The organism is Mycobacterium shigaense (assembly GCF_002356315.1).
Lineage (GTDB): Bacteria > Actinomycetota > Actinomycetes > Mycobacteriales > Mycobacteriaceae > Mycobacterium > Mycobacterium shigaense.
Genome location: NZ_AP018164.1, coordinates 3,412,135 through 3,429,370 on the forward strand (window position 1 = coordinate 3,412,135; position 17,236 = coordinate 3,429,370).

Sequence of the window (17,236 nt, forward strand, 5' to 3'; positions counted from 1 at the left end):
TGCCCGCCTCACAGCGACAATGCGCGAACCATTGTCTAATTTCGCTTCCCTCTGACACGCTGGCGGCGTGGACATCTTCGCGGAGTGGCAAAGCGGCGCAACCGAACTTCGTTGGCGGTCGACTACCGCCGCCAACGGCGGACAGGAAGTCGGGGTGTTCAGTCGCCGATGCGGCACACCCGGGGCGCCCGCCCTGGTGTTTGTCCACGGCTTTCCCACGTCGAGCATCGACTTCTTCGCCCTGGCCGGTGAGCTCGGCGCCGAGTTCGACATCTATCTGCTGGACTTCCCCGGCTACGGATTGTCCGACAAGCCCGCGGAGCCCTACGTCTACTCCCTCTACGACGACGCGCGGCTGCTCGTCCACGCGATCACCGACGTGTGGAACCTTGACGAATTCCGCATGCTCACCCACGACCGCGGCAGCAGCGTCGGCATGATCGCGGTGGGCATGCTCGAGGCCCAGGATCCGCCGGTCGCACCCGTCGACCTCATCGTGACGAACGCCAACATCTACCTTCCGCTGTCGAACCTCACCGCGTTCCAGACCGCGCTGCTCGACCCCGCGACGGGCCGGGCTACCGCGGCGGCAACCACACCGGAGCTGCTGGCCGCCGGTATGGGCGCCAGCACGTTCATACCGCGGCGGACGCTGGACGACCCGGAGATCGCCGCGCTGGCCAAGTGCTTCGCCCACAACGACGGGATCCGGGTGCTACCCGACACCATCCAGTATCTGCATGAGCGCGCCGCAGATGAAACCAGTTGGCTGGAAGCACTTTCCAAAAGCAGCGTCAACACAACCGTGGTATGGGGCGTCCACGACAACGTGGCGCCGTTGCGGGTCCCCAACCACATCTGGCAGGCGTACCTGAAGGACAAGCCCGGGCGCAACCGCTACTGGGTGGTGCCGGGCGCCGACCACTATCTACAGTGCGACGCCCCGGCACAACTGGCTGAGATCGTCCGGCTGACGGCGCAGGGCGAGGACATCGCCCTGCAGACGCTCGGGAACCAACCCGAGGGAGCGGTCCTGGTCGACCAAAGCTGACCGCGCCGGTCTCGTCGGACACCTGGTGTACGGCGCGGTCTTTGCGCCCCACCTCATCACGAAGCTGGGCGGCTGGGTGACCGCGGGCCCCACGGAGCAGCCGTACCCGTACGTACCGAACCAACCCAAGTAACGGCCCCGTGCTGAGCGTCAGCCGAGGGCTTGCGGCAGCACAACTTCGCCGACGCGCTCGAGATACGGCCAGGCGACCTCCGGCGGCAGCCCGCCACACAGCGGCGACAGATTGAGCACCTGGCCGGCCTTCACCCGCGAAATCGCTTCGGGCACAGAGATGATCACGTGCGACGTACCGGTCTCGCGCAGCTGGTCGAGGGTGTCGACGTGGCTGAACCCGGCCGTTGTCTCGTCCCCGGGATTCCACGCGGCATAGGTTCGCACGTCGTGCAGCAGGTGCTCGCCGATCTCTTTCCACGCCCGGTCGACGTCGTCGGCGACGAACACGACCGAGGGCGTGTTGCGATCGGGAAACATCGTCGGCCCGGGCTGGTGGCCGTGCTCGCGGCAGGCCTCTTCGTAGGCCTCCTGCATGCCCGGCGCGTTCGCGTTGCCCAGCATGCCCAGGCCATAGCGGCCGGCCCGGCGGGCCGCGGCGACCGTTCCGCCACCCCACATCATTGCGGGGCCGCCGGGGGTCAGCGGTCGGGGTGTCACGGTGATGCGCCGCCCGTCCTCGACAACGGTCCCGCCGGCGAGCAGTCGCCGCAGCAGCGAGAGTTTCTCGTCGCAGACGCGGCCTCGCTTCTTGATCGGGACGCCGAAGTGCTCGAACTCCTCGGGCCGATAGCCCAGGGCCAGGATGTAGGAAGCCCGGCCGTTGCTGATGATGTCGAGGACCGCCATGTCCTCGGCCAGGCGCACCGTTTCGTAGAACGGAAGGATCAGGATCAGGCTCAGCGCCAGCCGCTGTGTCCGCGAGGCGACGGCCGAGGCCAGCAAGAACGGTGACGGCAGGTAGCCGTCTTCGGAGCCGTGGTGCTCGCAGATGACCGCGGCCAAACCCCCATGTCGCTCGGCCCAGGCGGACATTTCAGGTGCCGCGGCATAAAGATCGGTTGGGGCCGCGGCCCATTCAGGATCGCGCATGTCGAAGCGCAGCGTGTACACGGCTAACTCCTAGCAGGGCTAATCGTTGTGCTGCACGTTACACGCTCAGTCGAAGGCGTAAAGCGGAAGTGTGGTCGAGTTGTCGCTCAGAGCCGGGCAAAACGGCGGCCGACCCTCGCACCGCGTCCAGTTCAGTGGCGACCCCGACATCGATTGCTCCCTGGCGGCGACGCTGAAGGATCCCGAGAAGGCCGGTGTCGGCGGCATGACGTCCGGAGCGGGTGCCATGGTCGCCACCGCGATGCGGGTCGTGAACGCGGCGCCGTACCTCGCTGCCGCCGAGCCGGGCCTGTCGAGCTCGGTGGACCTGCCGTTGACCATCCCCCTAGGGCGCGTTTGTCGGTTGAGTCCTAGTCTGCGGGGGTGACGCCGAATCCACTCGAGGAACTCACGTGGGCGCAGCTGCGGCGGCGCACCAGCATGAAGTGGCGCACACATCCCGCTGACGTCTTGCCGCTGTGGGTCGCCGAGATGGACGTCAACCTGCCACCGACCGTCGCGGATGCGTTGCGCCGTGCGATCGACATCGGCGACACCGGTTATCCGTCGGGCACCGGCCTGGCCGAGGCGGTCGGCGAATTCGCTTCGCGGCGTTGGCAATGGCACGATCTCGAGGTCGGCCACACCGCGCTGGTACCCGACGTCATGCTCGGCGTCGTGGAGACGCTGCGTCTGGTCACCGACCGCGGCGATGCCGTCGTCGTCAACCCGCCCGTCTACGCCCCCTTCTACGCCTTCGTGTCGCACGACGGTCGGCGAGTAATCGAGGCGCCGCTCGACGTCAACGGCCGAATTGATCTGGACACGCTGGAGGATGCCTTCAGCCGCGCGCGTGCGGCCGGTGGGAAAATCGCCTACCTGCTGTGCAATCCGCACAACCCGACTGGGACGGTACACACCGCCGACGAATTGCGCGGCGTCGCCGAGCGGGCGCGCCGGTTCGGTGTCCGGGTGGTGTCCGACGAGATCCATGCGCCCGTCGTCCTGCCGGGGTCGCGGTTCACCCCGTACCTGACCGTCCCCGGCGGCGAGGATGCATTGGCGCTGACCTCGGCGTCGAAAGCCTGGAACCTGTCCGGGCTGAAGGCGGCCCTGGCCATCGCCGGTCCCGAGGCGGCCGCGGATCTGGACAGGATGCCCGAAGAGGTCAGCCACGGACCCAGCCACCTGGGGGTCATCGCGCACACCGAGGCGTTCACCAGCGGCGACGAGTGGCTCGAGGCGCTGCTCACCGGGCTCGACGCCAACCGCGCGTTGCTGGGCGATCTGCTGGCCGAGCACCTACCGGGCGTGAAATATGAACGGCCGCAAGGGACTTACCTCGCCTGGCTGGATTGTCGCCGGCTCGGTTTCGACGAAGCGGCCGTCGACGGCCCTGCCGTGGTGGCGGATATGTCGGGGCCGGCGCTGTGGTTCCTCGACCGTGCCCGTGTCGCGCTGAGCTCCGGTCACGTGTTCGGCACCGGCGGAGCCGGGCACGCGCGCTTGAACTTCGCTACGTCGCAGGCGATTCTGACCGAGGCTGTGTCCCGGATGGGACACGCGCTCAAAGCAATGGCCGGTTAGCCTGCCGTGCAAGGTCATTCAGCTGGGCAACAGTTCCTCGGTGCCGCGACCCAGATTGCGAAAGCCCTCGGCAGGCCTTTTGAAGCCCAAGATGAACGGCAACGAATTCAATTCATACTGCGCGAACTTGCTCAGCCGACCGATGCGACCGCGTTCAGGCGCCAGCGGCGGTACCTCGGAGGCGGTCAGATCGATGTAGTGGGTCGAGGTTTCCCCGATGCCCTCGAAATCGTGCGTCAACGGTTGGCACAGCTGGCGCACCGAGTCGTCCAGGCCGTGCGCAACGACGTCGGTCATCAGCACGTACTCCGAGACGGGCACCATGTTCTTGAGCATGCGATGCACCAGGATGACGTCCAGACTGGCCAGCTTGCGCTGGCGCTTGATCTTCTGCTCGGCCACCTCGCCCTCGTGAGCGACGAATTTGAGCGTCAGGTTGTCCAGCTGCACACAACAATCGCATTCGCAGCCGAAGTCTTTCTTGATCTGCTGGCGCCGCGCGAGGAAGGACCGGCGCATCTGTGATAACCGGTCGCAGACCAGCGCTTTGGCATCGCCGTCGGGCTCCCAGAAGAAAACGGCGTCGCCCTCGAGTTCGGCCACTTTGAGGCCCTTGCCGGCTTCGATGACGGATTCCAGCAGCTCGGCCACGGCCAGCTGAGCGTGGGCTAGGTGCATCCGGTTCCAGTTCATGTAGTGCGTGTATCCGCTGATGTCCGCGATCAGCAGGACGGCGCGCCGGATGGCCATAAGTTCGCTATTTTAGTTGCCTGCCTTGGAGCACCCAACGAAATCTCGTACTGGACGAAGGCCCGTTTCGGAGAGAGGCTTGCAGAGGTGCCAGTTCACTGGAGGAGCTACGTATGCATGTGCTGCGAACCCCAGACTCCCGATTCGAGAACTTGGAAGGCTATCCGTTCGTAGCGAACTACCTCGACGTTTCGGCGAGCGACACCCAGCCGCTACGCATGCATTTTCTGGACGAGGGTCCCGTCGACGGACCGCCGATCGTGCTGCTGCACGGCGAACCCACCTGGAGCTATCTGTACCGCACCATGATTCCGCTGCTGGCGGAGTCGGGCTATCGCGTGCTCGCGCCCGACCTGATCGGGTTCGGCCGCTCCGACAAGCCCGCCCGGATCGCGGATTACACCTATCTGCGCCACGTCGAATGGGTGACGTCGTGGTTTGAGCGGCTCAAGCTGAGGGACGTCACGCTATTCGTGCAGGACTGGGGATCGCTGATCGGCCTGCGAATCGCCGCCGAGCACAGCGACCGGGTCGGGCGGCTGGTGGTGGCCAACGGTGCCCTTCCTGCGGGCCAACAGCGTCCGTCTCCCGGCTTCCTCGCCTGGCGGGCTTTCGCCCGCTACTCCCCAGTGCTGCCCGCGGGCCTGATCGTCGCGGGCGGCACGGTTCGTCGGGTGCCGCCGAAGGTGCGGGCCGGCTACGACGCGCCCTTTCCGGACAAGACGTATCAAGCCGGCGCCCGGGCGTTCCCGCAGTTGGTGCCGACCTCCCCGACCGATCCGGCGATCCCGGCCAACCGTGCCGCGTGGCGGGCCCTGGGACAGTGGGAGAAACCCTTGCTCGCCATCTTCGGAGATCGCGATCCCATTCTTGGCCGCGCCGACGCGGCCCTGATCAAACATGTCCCGGGCGCGGCGGGCCAACCGCACGCCCGCATCCGCGCCAGCCACTTCATTCAGGAAGACAGCGGGCCGGAACTGGCCGAGCGCGTGCTGTCGTGGCAGAAGGCGGTCCTTTGATCACCGGGTGTTGATCAGCCGCACGGCACCGCGCACGACGGCCCTGCTCACCGCGTGGCGCACGTGGTCGATCGCCGATCCGGTAGCCGGCGGCGGCGTCCCGCCGAGACGCGGGAACAGGGCGAGGGCGTTGCCGCGCTCGATCGCAGCGCGGCCCTGCGCGTCCAGACCGGCGTAGGTTTCCAGGCCCGCGGCGAACAGCTTGCCGGCCGCGACCGGCGCAAAGGGCCAGTCCGAACCGAACGTCACGTGCCCAGGTTTCGCGAATGCGAGCAGGCTGGGGAGTGCGGCAGCACTCGAGGACAGCGCGGTGTCGAAGTAGAAGCTCGCGAAGTCGTCCAAGACGTCGGCCAGGCTGCGTCCGGTGTCTGCCATGATCGTGACCGCCATCCGGTGCGACGCATACGGTACGAACCCGCCCGCGTGACTGAGAATGAATTTGACGTTGGGATATCTGCTGCAAATGCGATTGCGGACAAGCAAATACGCCGCGCGGGTGGTGTCGAGCAGGAAGTCGGCGGCGAAGGGCGCGATGCCGTCGACCGCGGGACCGGGCAGGACGGCCGGGTGGATGAACACCACCGCCGACCGTGCGTCCAGGGCGGCGAACACGTCGTCTTGCCCGTCCTGGCCGAGGTATACCCCGCCGTTGTTGGCGAGCAGCACAACTCCGTCGGCGTTCAAATCATCGAGGGCCCTGGCGATCTCGTCGACAGACTCCTCGACATTCGGCAGGGCGACGGTGGCGAAGAAGCCGAATCGATCACGTTGGGCAGCAACAACTTCGGCGAGATAATCGTTGATGTCGCGGGCGAGCGAGCCAGCGTCGGCGGGTTTCGGCAGGAACGCGGTGCCCGGCATCGAGACCGACAGTATCGCCGTGCCGACGTCGAGTTCGGCCATCGTCGCCAGCGAAGCCTCCGGGCTCCACTCGGGCAGCGCGCGGCCACCGGCTCCGTCAATGCGCGACTTTACTAACAAGCCTCGATAGAACGAGGGAATGGCGTGGTGGTGCGTATCGATGCGCAGCGTCGTGACCCCTTGGGTTGTCGGCAATCGAAGATCTTAACGGAATGCCGGATTCGCTGGTCGTCGCCCGATTCGAGTGCGACGATCAGCGCATGGACATGATGGCGATGGGCCTGATGGGCACGGTCGTGGGCGCGTCCGCTGTGGGTATCGCGGGAATTGCCAAGTCGGCCACCGATACGTTGCTCCCGGGGATGGTGGGCAGCTCCCACAACAGGCATCAGACGCGGATCCACCTGCACACGCGGCGCTGCGACACCGTCCACCACTGGCGAAACGGCCTGGCGCAGGCGCGCGACGTCTACCGCCGATGGGAGGGCGGGCCGCGCACCGACGGCCCACCGAACGTCGTCGGCGACGAATGGTTCGAGGGCTTGCGTCCGAACCTGTCCGCCACCGGCGACGCCGCGAAATTCCGGACTGCTCACGAAGTCCACTGCGACAACCCGACTCTCACGCTGCTCTCGCTCGAGATCGGCCGCATCGAAAAGGAATGGGCCGACGAGGTCAAGGGCCGCAGGCGTCGCCGGCGCTAACCTCTGGGCGTCTCAGCCGGTTGCGGCCAGCACCGCTGCGGCGAGCTCTGGGCGGCAGACGACCAGGTCGGGCAGCTTCGGATCTGGCTGGTTGTAAAGCAGCGGCGATCCGTCGATGCGGGAGGTGTGCAATCCGGCGGCGCGAGCCACCGCCACGGGGGCGGCTGAGTCCCATTCGAACTGCCCGCCGGCGTGCACGTACACATCGGACAATCCCTGGACGATCGACGCCACCTTGGCTCCGGCGGAACCCATTTCGACCAGCGTGCCGTCCAACGCGTCACGAACGGCGAGTGCAATCGCCGGGGGCCGGGTCCGCGACACGACGATGCGCGGCTTGGCGGTCGCCGCCGGAGGCGCGTCGACCTGGGGAGTCGCCAGGGTGACACCCTGCGCAGGCAGCGCCACGGCGCCCGCGATCAACTCGCCGCCCTGCCAGAGCGCCACATGCACGGCCCAGTCGCCGCGGCCAAGCTCGGAGAATTCCCGGGTGCCGTCGAGCGGGTCGACGATCCATACCCGCGCCGAGCGCAGCCGCACCGGGTCGTCGGCGCCCTCCTCGGACAACACGGCATCCCCGGGCCGCTCGGCGGCCAAGGCCGCCGTCAGAAAGTCGTGGGATCGCTTGTCGCCCGCAGCTTTTCGTTCGCTCGCGTCGGCGTCTGCGAATTCGTCGCGCACTCCTAGCAGCAACTGCCCCGCCTCGGTGGCCAATCGCGCGGCCAGTGCGTGATCGCTCATCGGTTACTCCTAAGTTGGTAGTGTTGGCCAAATTTACCGTGACACGGTACTTGTCTATCAGCACCCCCATAAAACGTTTCTGCCATAACCTAGTGAACGTGAGCGGGGGCTACGTCTCTTTGTCGAGCCGATTGGGGGGGACACCGCGGAGGCGCCGCACGGTAATCGGCATCGCGGTGGCCATTGTGGCGATCGGCGTGGTGGGTTTCGTCGGTCTGCGGCTGACTCCGGGCAATCGCAGTACCGCGGGGCAGCCCACTGCCCCACCGCCGCCGGAAAGCCTGGCCATCCCGGGCTGCTACAACCCGTCGGTACCGCCCACCGAGCGCCCCAGGAAGCTCAACATCGTGGGGTGCGCCAGTGTTGCCGTTGGCCTCCGAGACATGTCGTGGAGTACGTGGGGGCCACAGGGTGCCGACGGAACCGGCACCGCCGTCTTCAAGCTGTGCGATCCGAACTGCGCGGCCGGCTACCAGATCACTAAGCCGGTAGTCGTGCACGCATGGAACGCCCAGCCGCCGCGCCGTGATGCCATCTGCCAGCTCGGCCTCAAGATCTACAACGACATGATCCTGGCGTTCCCGCAAGGCGCCCCGCCACCCTCCACCCAGCCGATGGACACCCAGTACAACGGGATGCCGGCGGTGCATTACGTCGACTATTCGCCCAGCAACAGCGGCGACACGCAATTCATCGGCTACACGTTCTGCAACTGAGACGCGGGAAAACTCGCTAAACCTCGACGACGACCGCGCCGCCCTGGCCGCCGCCGGCGCACATCGCAGCGACGCCGATGCCGCCGCCCCGGCGGGCCAGCTCGTAGACGAGCGTGGTGACCATCCGCGCGCCCGAGGCCGCGATCGGATGGCCGAGGCTGCAGCCGCTGCCGGAGAAGTTCACCTTCTCCTCGTCGAGGCCGTACTCGCGGCAGGCCGCGATGGGCACGGAGGCGAACGCCTCGTTGATCTCCCACAACGCGACGTCGCCGGGCGACAGCCCGGCGCGCTCCAGCACCTTGCCGATGACCTTGACCGCACCCAGACCGCAGTCGCGCGGCGGCACACCCGCGGCCGCCCATGCCTTGACGGTGCCCATTACGTTGAGCTTGTGGGCCGTGGCGTAATCGCGGTCGACCAGGGCCACACCCGCGGCGGCGTCGTTGGTGCCGCTGCTGTTTCCCGCCGTGATCGAGAAGCCCTCGATCTCGGGGTGCAACACCTTGAGGCCGGCGAGCTTCTCGACCGTAGTGTCGCGGCGTGGGTGCTCGTCGACGGCGAACTCGGTGACCGACCCGTCGACCTGGGTGATCTTCAGCGGGAGGATCTCGTCGGCGAACTTGCCGGCGTCCTGGGCCGCGACGGCGCGCTGATGCGACCGAGCCGCCCACGCATCCATCTCCTCGCGCGTGATGCCGACGGCCTGCGCGGTGTTCCAGCCCACCGTGATCGCCATATCCTTGGCGGGCGCGTCGGGGGTTTCGACGTGCGTCGGCGGCATCCAGCGCTCCTCGAACTTGAGCTCGGGGCCGGGAATGCGCCAGTTGGTCAGCGGTGTCATCGACAGCGACTGCACTCCGCCGGCGATGAGGACGCGTTCCATGCCCGACCCGATCTGCGCCGCGGCGTTGCCGATCGCGGTGAGGCTGCCCGCGCAGTGCCGGTTCACCGACTGGCCCGGCACGTGCTCCAGGCCGGTGGCGCTGGCCGCGTAACGCGCGAGATCACCACCGCCGTAATGGGATTCGGCGAAGATGATGTCATCGATGTCGGCGGGGTCGACGCCGGACCGGCGGACCACCTCGGGAAGCACCGCGGTGATCAGGGTCTCGGGCGGGGTGTTGACCAGCGTCCCCTTGAACGAACGGCCGATGGCGGTCCGGACAGCTCCGACAATGACGGGTGTTCCCATGTTCTCAACCTCGTTGTTGTGGGCGGTCAGACGCCGCGAATCGTATCAAATACTGTATAGGCAATAGTAATGGTCTAGCTTCAGGACGCCGGGCTGTTGTGACGGCGCTAACAATTAAGCGGTTCGGGTAAATGCGGGCATCGTGGGTGGGACGACCGCAGTACGAGAGCTCGAGGGACACAACACCAGCGGCGTCGTCCGTTTCACCGACGCCGACCGGGCATAACGCCGGTTTGCTGGGCGAGCACAATGGGTCGATGACCATCACACCCCTCGTTCAGCGCGAGGCCCAAAGCACCGCCTACCGTGTCGCGGCAATGCTGATCGGCATCGGCACCGTCCACTTCCTGGCACCGAAACCGTTTGACCAGATCGTGCCTGTCGAGCTCCCCGGAACTCCGCGCTTCTACACCTATGCATCGGGGGTCGCCGAGATTGCGACCGGTGCGCTGCTGGTGCCGCGTGCCACCCGGCGGCTTGCCGCGCTGGCCGCCGCCGTGTTGTACATCGGCGTCTTCCCGGCCAACGTCAACATGTGCCGGTTGTGGTGGGGCAAGCCGTGGCCGATGCGCCTCGTGGCGCTGGCTCGGTTGCCGCTGCAGATTCCGATGATCACCACTGCGCTCAAGATCCGGCGCAACAGCTAAGAGCGGCCTGCGCGCCGGCACCGACCTGAGGCGAAGCTCGATCTGCGACGCGAACACGTGCGGGGCGTCAAAATGTATGCGACACAAGCGAAGCACCTTCACCACTTAGGTTCTCGCACGGGAGGTTGGCGTGGGAAGAACGGACATCGCGGCGCTGCTCGCGCTGGGGTCGGCGCTGATAGTCGGCTGCGGCGACGTCCTGCAACAGCGGTCCGCCCAGCAGGTCACGGACAAGCCGGTGGGCACCGTCGCCCTGTTCCGGCGACTGCTGCGCGATCGACGGTGGTGGACGGGCAGCCTCATAGCCGGAGCCGGGTTCGGCCTGCAGGCGGCGGCTCTCGGTCTGGGTTCCGTGGTGCTCGTGCAGGCGCTGCTGGCGACTTCGTTGCTGTTCGCGTTGTTGATCAACGCGAGGATGAACCATCGAAGAATCACTGCCCGCCAAGGCCTTTGGGCTGTTCTGCTCGCCGCAGCGGTCGCGGTGGTGGTGACCGTCGGCGACCCTCAGGAGGGCAGCCCGCGAGGGTCGCTGCAGACGTGGACAATCGTGGCCCTGGTGATGGTCCCGGCGCTGGTCTGCTGCGTCGTCGGGTCGCGGATGTTCTCGCCGTCGATCAGCGCGCTGCTGCTGGGGCTGATGTCGGGCTCACTGTGGGGCCTGTTCTCGGTGCTGACCAAGGGCGTCATCGACCAGCTCGCCCACGGCGTCCCGGCGCTGCTGCGCACCCCCGAGGTGTACGGGTGGCTGGTGGTGGCGGTCGCCGCCACGGCCTGGGAGCAGTCGGCATTTCGGGCCGGGCCGCTCACCGCGTCCCTGCCTGCGGTGTCCGTCGCCGAGCCGATCGTCGGAGCGGTGCTGGGCGTCACCGTGCTGGGCGAGACCCTGAAGACCGACGACGTGAGCTTGGTCGTATTGGGCGTGTCCGTCGCGGTAATGGCCGCCGCGACGGTGGTACTGGCGCACAGCCAGGCCACCGGGGTCACCGCCGACGGCTGATCAGTTGTCGCGCGGGCTCACCCGGCGTGCGGTGCCGTCGGGATCGAAAGGCGAATTCCCTTAGGCCGTAATGGGTTCGAACGGCGCTACGAAGCGGCCGTCGAGTCCCTGCACCCCGACCATTCCGCGTCGACCGTGTCGGCATCGCCTGGGTCTTCACGTATCTGGGCGGCGCCCGCAACGCTGTCGTATGCTCCCCTGGGCAAACAACAGCAGGAAGGGCACTCAATCATGCGCCAGCTAACAGCAGCAGTTGCCATCGCCGCCATCGGAATTTTGGTGGCTTCCTGCGGTGACAATGACGAGAAAAAGGGCAGCCCCTCCTCGTCTTCGTCGTCGACCACGAGTGCGACTCCATCGAAGACGCCGCTGGCCGAAGTCTCGTTGCCGAATCTGCTGCTGTCGCCGGCCGAGATCGACACGTTGCTGGGCGTCACGGGATCGAAGAAAGACAAGTCGATCGACGCGTTGAAGACCGACAACCCTGCCGACGTGTTCCCCAAGAGCTACAAGTTCCCCGACGAGTGTCTGTTCATCACGGGAGCCGCCGAGAGCTCGATCTACGCTGGCAGCGGCAACACCGCGGTGAAGGGCGAGCATGACGTCGCGCCCCTGCCCCCCGGCTCCAACGATTCGGACCCCGAGGTGACCCAGGCCTTGGTTCTGTTCGGGTCAGCCGATCAGGCGAACACGTTTTTCACCACCTCCACCCAGCGCTGGCCGGCCTGCGCCAACCGCCAGGACACGGTTCCGGCCGAAGGGGACTCGCCGGCGCTCACCTGGAAGGTCGGGCCGGTTAACAACTCGAACGGCGTGTTGAGCGCTACCTCCGACATCTCCGCGACGAAAAACGGGCAGAGCTTCTCCCAGAGCTGCCAGCGCGCGCTGACCGTGCGCAACAACGTGGTGATTGACACCGAGGCCTGCAAGCAGAACGTCGGCGATATCGCCGTCAACGTCGCCAATCAACTCGCCGGCAAGGTCGACAAACAGTAATGACGCGCGTGCCATTAGCCCTCTCGCACAAGCGATTCGGCAGCCGGCACCGCTAAGCCGCCGCAACCGTCTTCTTGCCGGCCATTTGCCGTTCACCCACTGGTCGTAGTCGGTCGCTGCACGCACCACGTAGGCTCCGGCCGCTAACCTGGTCAAGCCAAGTCTCGTGTGCCATCATCCGAAATTGGTTCAGGCCGTACGCACACCTGGCCTCGCGCTACTTGGGAACTCGCCCGCGGGCGGGCATCCCACAATTTTGAGGAGCGACACATGACCACATCGACGACGTCCGCCGAGGTCGACGGCGAACCGCCGGTCATCCATCTTTCCGAGCTGCTGCGCGCACCGGTGGTGGCCCGTTCCGGCGAGGCGGTGGGCCGGGTCGACGACGTGATCGTGCAACTGCGCGGCGCCGAAGAGTATCCCCTGGTGACCGGAATCGTGGCCGGCGTCGGCAGCCGTCAGGTTTTCATCGGCAGCAATTCCATCCACGAGTTCGCCACGGACCGAATTGTGTTGGCCAAGAACAAGATCAATCTCCGCGGATTTGAACGCCGCGACGGTGAGGTACTACTGCGCGCCGACGTGCTCGGACACCGATTGATCGACGTGGCGGCAGTCGAATTGGTGCGTGCCTACGACGTCGAGCTGCAAGATACCGGCGCCGGATGGGTTCCCGCGCGGCTCGATACTCGACGTCCACCACTGTTGTTCGGGATGATCAGACGCTCGGGCGGGCACGCCGCCCGCGATTGGAAGTCGTTCGAGCCGCTGATCGGCCACGCACACACCGACGCCGTTCGCCGACGGTCCGGCAGGTTCGGTGGGTTCAAACCCGCCGAGATCGCCGATCTTCTCGAGGAAGCGGACAAGGCAGAGGGCGGCGAAATTCTCGACCGGGTGCATAGCGACCCGGAATTGGAGGCCGACGTCTTCGAAGAGCTCGACCCCGAAAAAGCCAGCCGTCTGCTCAACGGGATGCCCGACTCCGAGGTTGCGGCGCTGCTCAGCCGGATGCGCGCCGACGACGCTGCCGACGCGATCGCCGATCTGCGGCAGTCGCGGCGCCGCCGAGTGCTCGACCTGATGCCCGCGGCGCAGCGCACCAAGGTGATCACCCTGATGGGGTTCAACCCGGAAAGCGCCGGCGGGCTCATGAACGTCGACTTCGTCTCCTGCGTGGCCGACGCGACGGCAGCCCAGGCGTTGGCGCTGATTGCCGGCGCGGACTCGATACAGCCGGAGGCACTCATCAAGGTGCATGTCCTCGACGACAACAAACGCCTCACCGGCGTGGTGTCGGTGATCGAACTCTTGCATGCGGACCCCGGTGAAAGCGTTGGGGCGCTGATGGATTCCGATCCCGTGCGGGTTGCCGCCGATGCCGACCTGACCGACATCGCGTTGTTGATGGCCGATTTCAATTTGTATTCGATCCCGGTGGTCGACGAGCAGGATCGGGTGCTCGGCGTGGTCACCGTCGACGACGTGCTCGAAGCCACCATTCCCGAGGACTGGCGCCGGCGCGAGCCCGCCCCTCGCCCGGCCCGCGAACTCACGCAATCCACCGACGACCGCGAGGCGTGGGTGCCCGGCGGTGACACACCATGACCGACGACAACGCCCTGAGCGCCGAGGCGCCGCCCGGCCGCGAAGCTCCGGCGCGCCCCCGCGAATCGAACGAGCCGCGGCACACCGCGGTACTCGACAGCGCGCATCTGGGCGATATCGAAGGCGCCTTCGGCCGCATCAGTGTCGGCGAGAGCGAGCATCCGCGGACGTTCAAGACGCGGCTGCTGACCCTGCTCGCCATCGTCGGCCCGGGGATCATCGTGATGGTCGGCGACAACGACGCGGGCGGAATCGCCACCTACGCGCAGGCCGGCCAGAACTACGGCTACTCGCTGCTATGGGTGCTGTTGCTGCTGATCCCGGTGCTGATCGTCAATCAGGAGATGGTGGTCCGCCTCGGTGCGGTGACCGGCGTCGGGCACGCCCGGTTGATCAACGAGCGCTTCGGTCGCGGCTGGGGCTGGTTCTCCGTCGGCGACCTGTTCCTACTCAACTTCCTGACGATCGTCACCGAGTTCATCGGTATCAGCCTGGCCGCCGAATACATCGGCATCTCCAAATACGTCGTGGTGCCGATCTCGGCGGTGGCGCTCGTCGCGATCATGGCCAGCGGTAGCTTCCGGCGTTGGGAGCGTGCCATGTTCATCTTCATCGCGATCACGCTGCTGCAGATCCCGATGCTGCTGATGTCGCATCCGCAGTGGGGTGCCGCGGCGAAGTCCTTTCTGGTGCCGAGCATCTCGGGTGGTATCAGCTCGGACGCGGTGCTGCTGATCATCGCCATCGTCGGCACCACGGTGGCGCCGTGGCAGCTGTTCTTCCAGCAGTCCAACATCGTCGACAAGCGCATCACTCCCCGCTTCATGGCATACGAACGCGCCGATACCGTGTTGGGGGCCTTCGTCGTGATCGTCGGCGCCACAGCGCTGTTGATGACGGGCGACTGGGCGGCCCGCTCCACCGGTACGGTCGGCAACTTCGTCGATGCCGGTGACATCGCCCATCTGCTCGGCCAACACAGCAGCCTGCTCGGCTCGTTTTTCGCGATCGTGCTGCTGGACGCCTCGATCATCGGCGCCGCGGCGGTGACCCTGGCCACCAGCTACGCCTTCGGCGACGTCTTCGGGTTGAAACATTCGCTGCACCGGGGTTTCGCCGACGCCAAACAATTCTACGTGTCCTACACCGCGATGGTGGTGCTGGCCGCCGTCATCGTGCTGATTCCGGGCGCTCCGCTCGGGTTGATCACCACCGCGGTTCAGGCCCTTGCCGGGCTGCTGCTGCCGAGTGCCAGCGTGTTTCTGCTGCTGCTCTGCAACGACCGAGAAGTGTTGGGGCCATGGGTGAATCGCCCGTGGTTGAATTGGGTCGCGGGATTGATCGTCGGTATCCTGCTGCTGCTGTCCGGGATCCTGATGGCTACCACGCTGTTTCCTCACATCGACGTCGTGCTGGTTTCCGGCTATCTGTCCGTGGTGTTGGTCGTGCTCGGGGTCGCCGCGGTGCCGGTGCTGCGCTGGATGAGTCGTCGCCAGCCCGCGGCGCCGGCGCCCAAGGTCCCGGCGCGCGAGGTCGATCGCAACACCTGGCGGATGCCGCCGTTGACCTTGCTCGAGCCCGTAGTCTGGTCGCCCGGCACCCGGCTCGGCATGATCGCGCTACGCAGTTATCTGGTGCTGGGCGCCCTGCTGCTGGTGGTGAAGGCCATCCAGGTCAGCCAGGGATAAGGCCGGCTCCCCGGCGTCCACTCTTGCTGGGCGCGCGGTATGGGTGTTAGCTCGTTAGTCGCTGGCAACCAACGGTGCTTTGCTCAACAGGAGGCCCATAGCCGTGCTTAGTGGACTGTTCATCCGTCCGCCGCTGGACCGCGACAACGACGGCATCGCCTGCGAAGTGTGCCACTGATGTCGAGCCGGTGGCTCGCCGCGACCGGGGTGGGCTTGGTCGCGCTGACCGCGTGCGGCTCGCCACAACCAGCGCGGCCGAGCGCGTCGGTTCCCGTCACGTCGACCACCACTGCGGCACCGAAAACCCTCAGCACGTCAGTATCCCCCGCCGCGACAACGACAACCTCGCCCTCGCCGATCCCAGCGTGCGTCGGATTGTCGATCTGCCCCCGGCCCCCGCCGGACGCCGACGGCAATCCGGCGTGCTACTACTCCGATGGCTGGCAAGGCACTTCGTCGGGTGCGGGCATCGAGGTTTGGTACTTTCACGAGCCGCAGAATCTGTCGAAGCCCGACAAGGTGACCGCGATAGTTCGCAAGAAGGACGGCAGCACCGACTCCCAGGCCGCCGACATCGATGCGGGCCAACAGGTGCATCGCTTCGAATTTCCGGCGATCGACAAGTCCTCGGTACAGGAGGTGCTGCTGACGTCGAGCACCGGAAAGTGCTTCGTGATTGGGCCGGGCAGTTAGCGCTCGAAAGCCGAGGAGCACGTAACGATTTGCCCATTGCGGCACGATCCTTTTGACGTGCAGCCAGACGTTACTCCACCGAAGCTTGCTGGTCGTCGTGGAAGGTGGCACGGCTAGCGCTCATCAGGTCCTTCAGGCCCTCCTGGAAGGTGAGCCATCGCGACCGGGCCGCACCCGCCGCCTCGGTAGCGGACGGGCCCGTCTCGCTCGTCGCGTTGGCCGTCGGCCAACCCGACGGCACCGCCAGCGAGCCCAGCGAAGCCGACCTGCCGAGGGCCGCGCACTCCACGCTCACGCTGGAGAAATCGTGGTACGACGGCAACCCCTCCAGCTTCGAATGGCGACCCATGCCCGTAGCCTTTTCTTCAAAGTCCCGCGCGACCGACAAGAATTTGCACAACCGTACAATAATGCCGACCCACCCGACGCGCATTGCTTGAACTTTCGGCGACGACGCATCAAACTCTTCGTCCGCCGGCGCGACGGCCCGAAAAATGGTGCTGGCACTGGGCTTTCCCCGGCAGGCTCCCGAGCGGCACCGGCAACCTGCTACACCAATTTCTTTGCCAGAACGGCTCGGCCGATTCGCGCCCTCATCTCTTCTCCCGATGGCGGCTCATCGGGGCGGTAAATCCGCCGGTGTCGTCGAAAAACGCCCATTGCCCGTCGTCGTTGACCTCCATGCGCCAACCCAGTTCAGAACTTTCGCCGAGCACGCCGATAAACCAGGCATGGGCAGCCTCGGCGTTGGCGAAATGTTTCGTCGCGACGACCACTCCATTGGGGTCGAGCGCTCGAAACTCGGGCATGGGATGAGGTTATCCCTTTCGATGGGCTTTCAATCGAGCCCGAAAATACGCCGAGCAGTGCCGAGACGGT

Annotated in this window: 19 protein-coding genes and 2 pseudogenes; 14 read left to right on the top strand and 7 right to left on the bottom strand. The window is 66.3% G+C overall.

All coding sequences use genetic code 11. The features are described 5' to 3' along the window. Positions 1-67: 67 nt before the first annotated feature. Both MSG_RS16040 and MSG_RS25650 read left to right on the top strand, forming a co-directional pair. Positions 68-1,051, top strand: coding sequence for an alpha/beta fold hydrolase (locus MSG_RS16040; protein ID WP_096441104.1), 984 nt, complete (start codon positions 68-70; stop codon positions 1,049-1,051). A gap of 10 nt (positions 1,052-1,061) precedes the next feature. Next, positions 1,062-1,184: pseudogene (locus MSG_RS25650) on the top strand (spirocyclase AveC family protein); the annotation flags it as partial. Between the two features lie 17 nt (positions 1,185-1,201). On the opposite strand, the gene MSG_RS16050 reads toward MSG_RS25650, so the two are convergent. Continuing rightward, positions 1,202-2,176, bottom strand: a complete 975-nt coding sequence (locus tag MSG_RS16050) for an LLM class flavin-dependent oxidoreductase (RefSeq protein WP_096441106.1) — start codon at positions 2,174-2,176, stop codon at positions 1,202-1,204. 106 nt (positions 2,177-2,282) lie between these two features. Between MSG_RS16050 and MSG_RS16055 the strand changes: the two are divergent. Both MSG_RS16055 and MSG_RS16060 read left to right on the top strand, forming a co-directional pair. After that, positions 2,283-2,543: pseudogene (locus tag MSG_RS16055) on the top strand (hypothetical protein); the annotation flags it as partial. Continuing rightward, positions 2,540-3,742: a MalY/PatB family protein gene (locus tag MSG_RS16060; RefSeq protein ID WP_096441108.1), complete on the top strand. Its 1,203-nt coding sequence runs from the start codon at positions 2,540-2,542 to the stop codon at positions 3,740-3,742. The pseudogene MSG_RS16055 and the gene MSG_RS16060, both read left to right, overlap by 4 nt. A gap of 18 nt (positions 3,743-3,760) precedes the next feature. On the opposite strand, the gene MSG_RS16065 is transcribed toward MSG_RS16060, so the two are convergent. Further along, on the bottom strand, positions 3,761-4,492 hold the full coding sequence (locus MSG_RS16065) for a DUF2652 domain-containing protein (RefSeq protein WP_096441110.1): 732 nt from the start codon (positions 4,490-4,492) through the stop codon (positions 3,761-3,763). A gap of 113 nt (positions 4,493-4,605) precedes the next feature. Here MSG_RS16065 and MSG_RS16070 point away from each other — a divergent pair, with 113 nt between their 5' ends. Beyond that, positions 4,606-5,511 carry a haloalkane dehalogenase gene (locus MSG_RS16070; RefSeq protein ID WP_096441112.1) on the top strand — a complete coding sequence of 302 codons (906 nt, stop codon included), beginning with the start codon at positions 4,606-4,608 and terminating at the stop codon, positions 5,509-5,511. Here the strand turns inward: MSG_RS16070 and MSG_RS16075 are convergent, their stop codons facing one another. Further along, positions 5,512-6,567: an amidohydrolase family protein gene (locus tag MSG_RS16075; protein WP_096441114.1), complete on the bottom strand. Its 1,056-nt coding sequence runs from the start codon at positions 6,565-6,567 to the stop codon at positions 5,512-5,514. It lies immediately after the preceding gene. A 17-nt stretch (positions 6,568-6,584) separates the two neighbouring features. Between MSG_RS16075 and MSG_RS16080 the strand changes: the two genes are divergently transcribed. After that, positions 6,585-7,076, top strand: a complete 492-nt coding sequence (locus tag MSG_RS16080) for a hypothetical protein (protein ID WP_232011050.1) — start codon at positions 6,585-6,587, stop codon at positions 7,074-7,076. A gap of 12 nt (positions 7,077-7,088) precedes the next feature. Here the strand turns inward: MSG_RS16080 and MSG_RS16085 are convergent, their stop codons facing one another. Beyond that, positions 7,089-7,817: a 3'(2'),5'-bisphosphate nucleotidase CysQ gene (locus tag MSG_RS16085; RefSeq protein WP_096441116.1), complete on the bottom strand. Its 729-nt coding sequence runs from the start codon at positions 7,815-7,817 to the stop codon at positions 7,089-7,091. A 119-nt stretch (positions 7,818-7,936) separates the two neighbouring features. Between MSG_RS16085 and MSG_RS16090 the strand changes: the two genes are divergently transcribed. Next, entirely contained in the window at positions 7,937-8,533 is a 597-nt protein-coding gene (locus tag MSG_RS16090; protein WP_232011298.1) for a hypothetical protein, read from the top strand. Positions 8,534-8,549: 16 nt separating this feature from the next. Here the strand turns inward: MSG_RS16090 and MSG_RS16095 are convergent, their stop codons facing one another. Next, positions 8,550-9,725, bottom strand: a complete 1,176-nt coding sequence (locus tag MSG_RS16095) for a thiolase family protein (protein WP_096441120.1) — start codon at positions 9,723-9,725, stop codon at positions 8,550-8,552. Between the two features lie 257 nt (positions 9,726-9,982). Here MSG_RS16095 and MSG_RS16100 point away from each other — a divergent pair, with 257 nt between their 5' ends. The 7 genes from MSG_RS16100 to MSG_RS25655 all read left to right on the top strand — a co-directional run bounded on the left by MSG_RS16100 (position 9,983) and on the right by MSG_RS25655 (position 16,357). Beyond that, complete coding sequence (locus MSG_RS16100; protein WP_096444597.1) at positions 9,983-10,372, top strand: DoxX family protein; 390 nt, start codon at positions 9,983-9,985, stop codon at positions 10,370-10,372. A gap of 130 nt (positions 10,373-10,502) precedes the next feature. After that, positions 10,503-11,369, top strand: a complete 867-nt coding sequence (locus tag MSG_RS16105; protein WP_105886866.1) for a DMT family transporter — start codon at positions 10,503-10,505, stop codon at positions 11,367-11,369. Between the two features lie 135 nt (positions 11,370-11,504). After that, positions 11,505-12,365 carry a sensor domain-containing protein gene (locus MSG_RS16110; protein ID WP_232011051.1) on the top strand — a complete coding sequence of 287 codons (861 nt, stop codon included), beginning with the start codon at positions 11,505-11,507 and terminating at the stop codon, positions 12,363-12,365. Positions 12,366-12,635: 270 nt separating this feature from the next. Next, positions 12,636-13,976 carry a magnesium transporter MgtE N-terminal domain-containing protein gene (locus MSG_RS16115; RefSeq protein WP_096441124.1) on the top strand — a complete coding sequence of 447 codons (1,341 nt, stop codon included), beginning with the start codon at positions 12,636-12,638 and terminating at the stop codon, positions 13,974-13,976. Beyond that, the gene (locus MSG_RS16120) at positions 13,973-15,664 is read left to right on the top strand and encodes an NRAMP family divalent metal transporter (RefSeq protein WP_096441126.1); all 1,692 of its coding nucleotides are present in this window, start codon (positions 13,973-13,975) and stop codon (positions 15,662-15,664) included. Before MSG_RS16115 ends, MSG_RS16120 begins: the two co-directional genes overlap by 4 nt. A 103-nt stretch (positions 15,665-15,767) precedes the next feature. Beyond that, on the top strand, positions 15,768-15,842 hold the full coding sequence (locus MSG_RS26205) for an excalibur calcium-binding domain-containing protein (protein WP_373421143.1): 75 nt from the start codon (positions 15,768-15,770) through the stop codon (positions 15,840-15,842). Positions 15,843-16,039: 197 nt separating this feature from the next. Continuing rightward, positions 16,040-16,357: a hypothetical protein gene (locus MSG_RS25655; protein ID WP_232011052.1), complete on the top strand. Its 318-nt coding sequence runs from the start codon at positions 16,040-16,042 to the stop codon at positions 16,355-16,357. A gap of 70 nt (positions 16,358-16,427) precedes the next feature. Here MSG_RS25655 and MSG_RS16135 read toward each other — a convergent pair whose 3' ends face one another. After that, the gene (locus MSG_RS16135; protein WP_142404470.1) at positions 16,428-16,706 is read right to left on the bottom strand and encodes a PPE family protein, SVP subgroup; all 279 of its coding nucleotides are present in this window, start codon (positions 16,704-16,706) and stop codon (positions 16,428-16,430) included. Positions 16,707-16,950: 244 nt separating this feature from the next. Next, a complete protein-coding gene (locus MSG_RS16140; RefSeq protein ID WP_096441135.1) occupies positions 16,951-17,166 on the bottom strand; it encodes a hypothetical protein in 216 nt (71 codons plus the stop codon). Positions 17,167-17,236: the final 70 nt, after the last annotated feature.

What these genes read in the sequence shown, in the direction of transcription:
- MSG_RS16140 (WP_096441135.1), bottom strand. Translation starts at nt 17,166, where the DNA reads ATGCCCGAGTTTCGAGCGCTCGACCCCAATGGAGTGGTCGTCGCGACG.
- MSG_RS16100 (WP_096444597.1), top strand. Translation starts at nt 9,983, where the DNA reads ATGACCATCACACCCCTCGTTCAGCGCGAGGCCCAAAGCACCGCCTAC.
- MSG_RS16120 (WP_096441126.1), top strand. Translation starts at nt 13,973, where the DNA reads ATGACCGACGACAACGCCCTGAGCGCCGAGGCGCCGCCCGGCCGCGAA.
- MSG_RS16065 (WP_096441110.1), bottom strand. Translation starts at nt 4,492, where the DNA reads ATGGCCATCCGGCGCGCCGTCCTGCTGATCGCGGACATCAGCGGATAC.
- MSG_RS16135 (WP_142404470.1), bottom strand. Translation starts at nt 16,706, where the DNA reads ATGGGTCGCCATTCGAAGCTGGAGGGGTTGCCGTCGTACCACGATTTC.
- MSG_RS16115 (WP_096441124.1), top strand. Translation starts at nt 12,636, where the DNA reads ATGACCACATCGACGACGTCCGCCGAGGTCGACGGCGAACCGCCGGTC.
- MSG_RS16085 (WP_096441116.1), bottom strand. Translation starts at nt 7,817, where the DNA reads ATGAGCGATCACGCACTGGCCGCGCGATTGGCCACCGAGGCGGGGCAG.
- MSG_RS16095 (WP_096441120.1), bottom strand. Translation starts at nt 9,725, where the DNA reads ATGGGAACACCCGTCATTGTCGGAGCTGTCCGGACCGCCATCGGCCGT.
- MSG_RS16080 (WP_232011050.1), top strand. Translation starts at nt 6,585, where the DNA reads ATGCCGGATTCGCTGGTCGTCGCCCGATTCGAGTGCGACGATCAGCGC.
- MSG_RS16070 (WP_096441112.1), top strand. Translation starts at nt 4,606, where the DNA reads ATGCATGTGCTGCGAACCCCAGACTCCCGATTCGAGAACTTGGAAGGC.